The sequence below is a fragment of the Desulfobacula sp. genome (assembly GCF_021107415.1).
This window is the reverse complement of sequence record NZ_JAIOSW010000080.1, coordinates 1-6,534: the sequence shown is the minus strand read 5'-3', so window position 1 is coordinate 6,534 and position 6,534 is coordinate 1. Positions and strand designations below refer to the sequence as shown.

The following is a 6,534-nucleotide window of genomic DNA, read 5'->3' as shown; positions in this document are numbered from 1 at the left end:
AAATAAAATTGGGGAAAACTGCCGCTATTATCGGTGGGGGAAATACAGCTGTTGACTGTGCAAGAACTCTTTTAAGACTTGGTCTTGACAAAGTCTACATGGTTTACAGAAGAACCCGGAAAGAGATGCCGGCCAATGAAGTTGAAATTGTTGCCTCTGAAGAAGAAGGTATTGAATTTGTTTTCCTGGCGGCACCCACAAAAGTGATAGGTGATGAAAGCGACAGGGTTACCCATCTTGAATATCTTAAAATGCAACTGGGAGAACCCGATGCCAGCGGCAGACGACGTCCTGAACCCATTGAAGGGTCTGAAACCCTTCTTAAAATAGATATGATTATTACCGCCATTGGTCAATCACCGGATGCCTCTTTTAAAGAACAATATCCCCATCCAAGAATGGCTGAACTGGAACTGACCCGATGGAACACCATTGATAATGATCCGGAAACCATGCAGGCCTCCATACCCTATATTTTTACGGCAGGGGACGCGGCCACCGGACCATCTCTTGTTGTAGACGCCATTGGCGGTGGGCGGCGTGCCGCCCGGTCTATTGACCTGTTCCTAAAAGGAAAACCCGTTGAACCGCTGAAAGATTCCTTACAGCATAAACGAATTCGTGAGTCTATTTTCACGAAAGTGGATGGTATTAAAAAAAGTCCCAGGGCAAAAATGCCGGAACTCCCTGTTAATCAAAGGCTTGATTCCATGGTTGAGGTTGATCTTGTTCTGCAGGAGGATGCAGCCCATAAAGAAGCTGAAAGATGTCTGAATTGTTGCAGGATCTGCTATAATCCGGATATAGATTTTCCAATGGCAAAGGCGCACTGACCTTAAAATAGTAATTTCAAACATTTTATAACAGATAAAGGGTATCACGATACCCTTTGTCTGTTTATGCTCCTCAAAATAATATGCCAAAAATTAATCTAAAAATTTTAACCTTTACTCTTTTTGTTCTCTTTGCCTTCCTGTTTAGTGGTGGATTTTTCTTTTATCTTGAATTATCATCCTTTATTAAAGAACCTTTCAACCCTGGTGCCGGTGAAAAGGTGTTTACCATCAAGCCCGGTCAAAACCTTGCAGTCATTGCCAAAAACCTTGAGATAGAATCCATTATATCAAATAAAACATATTTTACATTATTCACAAAATTGAAAAAAGCCGGGAGAAAACTTCAGGCAGGAGAATTTATTCTTTCTGCTGCAAAATCCCCTGATCAGATTCTCAAGATCCTCATAAAAGGCAAAGTCAAATTATACAGGATAACCCTTCCGGAAGGATTAAATATCAAAGAGGTCGCTGCGTTAGTTGAAAAGGCAAATCTTAGCACCCAAAAAAAATTTGTGGATCTTTGTCATGACAGATCCTTTATCAGCTCGTTAGGGATAAAAGCCATATCACTGGAAGGCTACCTTTTTCCCGACACCTATTTTTTCCCAAAGCATACTTCCTGTGAGAATATTATTACCACTATGATTGAACATTTTAAAATTATTTTCACTGAAAAGTGGCAAGTCCGGACAAAAACTATTGGCTTTTCTGTCCATGATATTGTGATCCTTGCATCCATTATTGAAAAAGAAACCGGTGATGCCCAGGAAAGGCCCTTGATCTCTTCGGTCTTTCATAACCGCCTTAAAAAAAATATGCGCCTGGAAAGTGATCCAACCGTCATATACGGCATAAAAAATTTTGATGGTAATATTAAAAGAAAACACCTCAAAACAATAACCCCTTATAATACCTATCAAATCAAAGGGCTTCCCATGGGGCCCATTGCCAACCCCGGAGCCTTGTCATTGCAGGCAGCCTTATATCCCGCTAAAAGTAAATATCTGTTTTTTGTTTCTAAAAAAGATACGACCCACAAATTTTCAAAAACTATCCGGGAACACAATCAGGCGGTTAAAAAATACCAGCTCAGGAAAAAATAATCATTCAAAGCGTTCAAATTGTTTCAGATAAACAATCACAGCACCGCTTTTAGATTTCTTTTTTTTATCCCATTCATACCAGATCACCAGGTTCTGTTTTTTCATTTCCTGCAATACCTGTTCAACAACATCGGGTAACACCGGTCCAAGATCTGAATGAAGTCCTTTGCCAACAATGATTCTTATGGTAAAAAAACCCTGGTGTTTGCGGCTATGGATAAAAGACCTGACCTTGATCTGGGCACCAATGGCGTTGTAACCATGCAGATCCAGCTCAACTTCAACAGGCGGATACCGCTTTATTCTTTTTTTTACAGGCATGGATGACGTCTTCTTTACAGATTTTTCTTTCCCCTTCTTAAACGATTCCTCCAACAGCTCAGCAAAATCCAGTCTATTTTCTGTAAAATTTTTATCCTCGGACAGGTCCAGCACTTTCACCCCATGTTTATTTGGTTGACTTTCTTTTTGAATCTTTTTTTTATCCGGCTTTTTTTTATCTGATTTTATTTTTTCTGGTTTTTCAAATTCTTTTAAAAAATCATGATCAGAATCAAAAACCGGCAGATCATTTTTATTGAATTTTCTTAAATCTTTTTTCTCTTTCTTTCCCATGAAATTATTCTATAGTATTGCGTCTATATTTTCAAGATTTAGGTGCTTGTTCATTTGACAATCCACCCCCCTTCCTGCTATTGTCAAAATCATGATAAAAGGGAATATTGTAGAATATATAGACCAGCAAAAAATCATTTGCGCTGTGATATTACAGGAAACAAAAGGCAAATTAAGATTACTCAATGAGAATAATCGGGAAGTCAATTTTTCTGAGAAACGATTGTCTCATATATCACAGGTGTGCCTTGACGCTTCTGCTTCCAGAGACTTGATTGTCAGCCGGTTAAAACAGCTCACACAAAACCGGAAAAAACTTTCTGAGACCATTAATATCAAGGAATTATGGGAAATTCTTCATGAAGAGTCTGAAGACATTGATATCGAAACCATGACCGTTTTCTGTTTTGACCCCCCCCTGACTTCAGACCATGAAGCAGCGGTTATTCGTGCCTTTTTTTATGACCGGCTCTATTTTAAATTCAACAAAATGCTTTTTGTCCCTTATACGCCCGAACAGATTAAAACTAAAAAAAGACAAATTAAAGAGGCTGAGAAAAAACAAATCCAGATCCAGAAAGGTGCGGCTTGGATCAATGATATTTTGAATAGCAAAAATGGCAGTGACACTATTATTGATCAGGATATTATTGATGTTTTAAAATCCTATTACCTGTTTAACAATGATTCTGATTCCGCCACGGTTGCCAAAAATATTATCAAAAAGTCTCCCCTTAATTCTTCTGAACAATTATTTAATGTATTTGTAAAGGCAGGTATCTGGAATCAAAATGAGAACACCAATCTTTTGTCCAAACAAATTCCCACTGACTTTTCTTCCGATGTGCTGGACCAGGAAAAAAAGCTGGCAAAAACTCAAATCAACTTTTTTAATGACCCGTTAAGAAAGGACCTGACAAATATTCCTTTGATCACCATTGACGGTCAGTCTACACTTGACTTTGACGATGCCATCAGCCTTGAGAATACGGAAACAGGATATACACTTGGAATACATATCATTGATGTTGATGCCTATATTAAATCCAATGACCCAATAGATCTCGCAGCAAGGGATCGGGCCACTTCCATTTATATGCCTGATGATAAACTGCCCATGATACCACCCAATCTTTCCGAGAATCTCTGTAGTCTGAAAGAAAACGAAATAAGACCGGGTATCAGCACCATCGTTAGAATGAACCGATTTTTTGAAATCCTGGATTATGAAATTGTTCCCAGCACCATCAAGGTCCATAAACAGATGAGCTATACCGAAGCAAACCTGTTAAACGGAAAAAATGACCCCATTACCACCCTCTATAAAATTGCGACATTGTTGCGGGAAAAAAGGCTCAAGGCCGGTGCCATTCAGATCACCCTGCCTGAAGTAAATGTATGGCTTGAGGAAAATTATGAAATCGGATATTCAAAAATCGATCGGGAGAATCCGTCACGCATGCTCGTCTCTGAAATGATGATCTTTGCCAATTCCATGATGGCCAGGTTTCTTGCAACCAACAATACGCCTGCTGTTTTCAGGTCCCAGCCCCCCCCCAAACAAAGACTTTTCAAAGGCATTGAAACCTCTTTGATTTTAAATTTCATGCAAAGAAAGCATCTGAGCCGTGCCATGATTGGAACGAAGCCGGAAGTCCATTCAGGCCTGGGTGTCAAAGCATATGTTACCGCTACATCTCCCATCAGAAGATATCATGATCTTCTCACCCAGCGACAGATAAAGTCCATTTTCGGATATGACAAAGCTTACTCCAAGGCAGAACTTGAAAATATTCTTCAATCCATTTCACTGACCATAGCCAATGCCGGCCGGGCACAGGCTTTACGGAAACGATACTGGATTATCAAGTATCTGGAATCCATGAGGGGTAGCACCTATGAAGCCCTGGTGCTTGATTGTTACAGGGATCACTATAATGTGCTGATCAAGGAATTCATGTTTGAAGCAAAGCTTCCTTCAAGCGGCATCAAGCTTACGCACGGGGACATTATCCATGTGACCATCCAACACGCTGACGCCAGAAGAGACCAGCTTTCTTTATTTGTTTAAAATTAAAGTCACGGCTGACGCACGTCTTTTTATAGTCAATGGTAGTAATGGTTTCTATAAATTCACATCGCTTCAAGCAAACCTTAGTTTGTTTGAAAAAACTGGTTGGTTACCAGATGACTTTATACCCTGCCCTACAATTATTTCTGATAGGCAAAACGCTTGCTAGAACGTATGCCATACCTTCTCATTCGATTCCAAACAGTCACCCGTGTGATTCCTAGTATTTCAGCTGCCTTGGTCTGATTGCCTCCGCTTTGTTCCAGGGCATCCAGAAGCATTTTTTCCTTAGCTTTGTTTTTATCGGGAATGAACTGTTTATGTTCAGAAAACAGTCTGAAGTCTCCGGTAATGTCCGGAGGCAGATGATTGGGGTGGATTTGAGGTTCCTGGCATGTGACGAAGGCGTATTCCATGGCGCTTTTCAGTTCACGAACGTTCCCCGGCCACTCGTAATTCATCAGGACATCCATACCCACATTGCTGATTCCCTTGATGGGCTTGTCGTTTTTTAAAGCAATTCTTCTGAAAAAGGTCTCGGCCAGCAAGGGGATATCTCCCCGCCTTTCCCGGAGCGGCGGAACTGTAATGGGGATAACATTGATTCGATAATACAAATCTTTCCTAAACTTTCCGTCTTTTACCATCTGTTTAAGATTTCGATTGGTGGCCGTAATAACCCTCAAATTCACTTGGATTGGATGGTTGTCGCCCACCCGTTCGATAACATTTTCTTCTAATACTCTGAGTAGCTTGACCTGGGTCGTGGACGACAGATCTCCGATTTCATCCAGAAAGATATCGCCTCCAGAAGCCACCTCGAACCGGCCTTTACGGTCTTGGTAGGCGCCGGTGAACGCCCCTTTGATATGCCCGAATAGCTCGCTTTCAAGCAGGTTTGCATTCAGTGCGGCACAGTTGACCTTGATGTACGGTTTGGTTTTCCGGGAGCGGTTCAAGTGAATAGCCCGGGCAATGAGTTCCTTGCCGGTGCCGCTCTCTCCAAAAATAATTACGGGGGCGTTAGACTGGGAGGCATTGGTGATCATGTCGAAAACCTGCTGTATTTGGAAAGAAGCGCCGATGATGCCGTAAAAACTGTCTTCATGGCGAAGTTCGCGCTGAAACGCCTCGATTTTTAAATCCTTTTCAACCAACTCTGTTATATCTGTTAAGGTTTCGACAGCTCCCATCTGCTTGCCCTCCACGTCATAAAGAAGCGAGGCATTTTTAAGGACATGGGTGTAGCTACCTTTTTTATTCGTAATGACGCACCGGGTCATTTTAAGGTCTCCATCTACGAATAACCGGCACCAGTGTTTTTTATTCTCACTACGCAAAATTTCGCACCGGTCGCAGTTTAAAATGGTGCACGGTTTCCCGATGAGTTCCTCTTTTTGGTAACCGGTGATATTACATAGAGCCTGGTTGGCGGAAACAATGATCCCGTCCATGTCGACAATCATCACTCCGTCTTGAATCGAATTGACCACTGTTTGCCAGTATTTGTTCAATTCGTGTTCAATCATAGTTAATGCCCCTGTTAAAATTTAACATATGTTAAAATATTATCTTTAACAGTTTAACAATAAGCCTGCAACAAAAAATTTCAAGGTTGGGAATGAACAATAAAATTAAGCATGAAATGTTCATAGAAAATAAATAAGTCTAAATCCCTTGAATAAAAGATATAATTGATATCAGCTTTATTGAGCCAATAGAATTAATGCCTGATTTAAGGTTTGTCGAGCTTTATGGCATCACTATTGCTAAGTCTTTAAAGCTATATCATCAAAGAGGTGTCGATTGGAACAAGTAGCGCGGTATAAACTGGATCTTCGAGGGGCTTCCGTAACATTAGGAGATGAAACGATTGGAAGATGCTGAAAAAAAATCTGACAGGGTGCTT

At 40.7% G+C, this 6,534-nt stretch carries 5 protein-coding genes; 3 read left to right on the top strand and 2 right to left on the bottom strand.

Features of this window, described 5'->3' with window-relative positions:
• Nucleotides 1–833, top strand: an 833-nt coding sequence (locus K8S13_RS04195) for an FAD-dependent oxidoreductase (protein WP_291460683.1), incomplete at its 5' end; no start/stop codon positions are given.
• An 83-nt stretch (nucleotides 834–916) separates the two neighbouring features.
• Nucleotides 917–1,939, top strand: coding sequence for an endolytic transglycosylase MltG (gene mltG, locus K8S13_RS04190; protein WP_291460682.1), 1,023 nt, complete (start codon nucleotides 917–919; stop codon nucleotides 1,937–1,939).
• On the opposite strand, the gene K8S13_RS04185 is transcribed toward mltG, so the two are convergent.
• Complete coding sequence (locus K8S13_RS04185; protein WP_291460681.1) at nucleotides 1,940–2,554, bottom strand: Smr/MutS family protein; 615 nt, start codon at nucleotides 2,552–2,554, stop codon at nucleotides 1,940–1,942.
• Between the two features lie 91 nt (nucleotides 2,555–2,645).
• Here K8S13_RS04185 and K8S13_RS04180 point away from each other — a divergent pair, with 91 nt between their 5' ends.
• Nucleotides 2,646–4,625, top strand: a complete 1,980-nt coding sequence (locus tag K8S13_RS04180) for an RNB domain-containing ribonuclease (RefSeq protein WP_291460680.1) — start codon at nucleotides 2,646–2,648, stop codon at nucleotides 4,623–4,625.
• A 140-nt stretch (nucleotides 4,626–4,765) separates the two neighbouring features.
• Here K8S13_RS04180 and K8S13_RS04175 read toward each other — a convergent pair whose 3' ends face one another.
• Nucleotides 4,766–6,154: a sigma 54-interacting transcriptional regulator gene (locus K8S13_RS04175; protein ID WP_291460679.1), complete on the bottom strand. Its 1,389-nt coding sequence runs from the start codon at nucleotides 6,152–6,154 to the stop codon at nucleotides 4,766–4,768.
• Between the last annotated feature and the right edge of the window lie 380 nt (nucleotides 6,155–6,534).

What these genes read in the sequence shown, in the direction of transcription:
- mltG (WP_291460682.1), top strand. Translation starts at nt 917, where the DNA reads ATGCCAAAAATTAATCTAAAAATTTTAACCTTTACTCTTTTTGTTCTC.
- K8S13_RS04185 (WP_291460681.1), bottom strand. Translation starts at nt 2,554, where the DNA reads ATGGGAAAGAAAGAGAAAAAAGATTTAAGAAAATTCAATAAAAATGAT.
- K8S13_RS04180 (WP_291460680.1), top strand. Translation starts at nt 2,646, where the DNA reads ATGATAAAAGGGAATATTGTAGAATATATAGACCAGCAAAAAATCATT.
- K8S13_RS04175 (WP_291460679.1), bottom strand. Translation starts at nt 6,154, where the DNA reads ATGATTGAACACGAATTGAACAAATACTGGCAAACAGTGGTCAATTCG.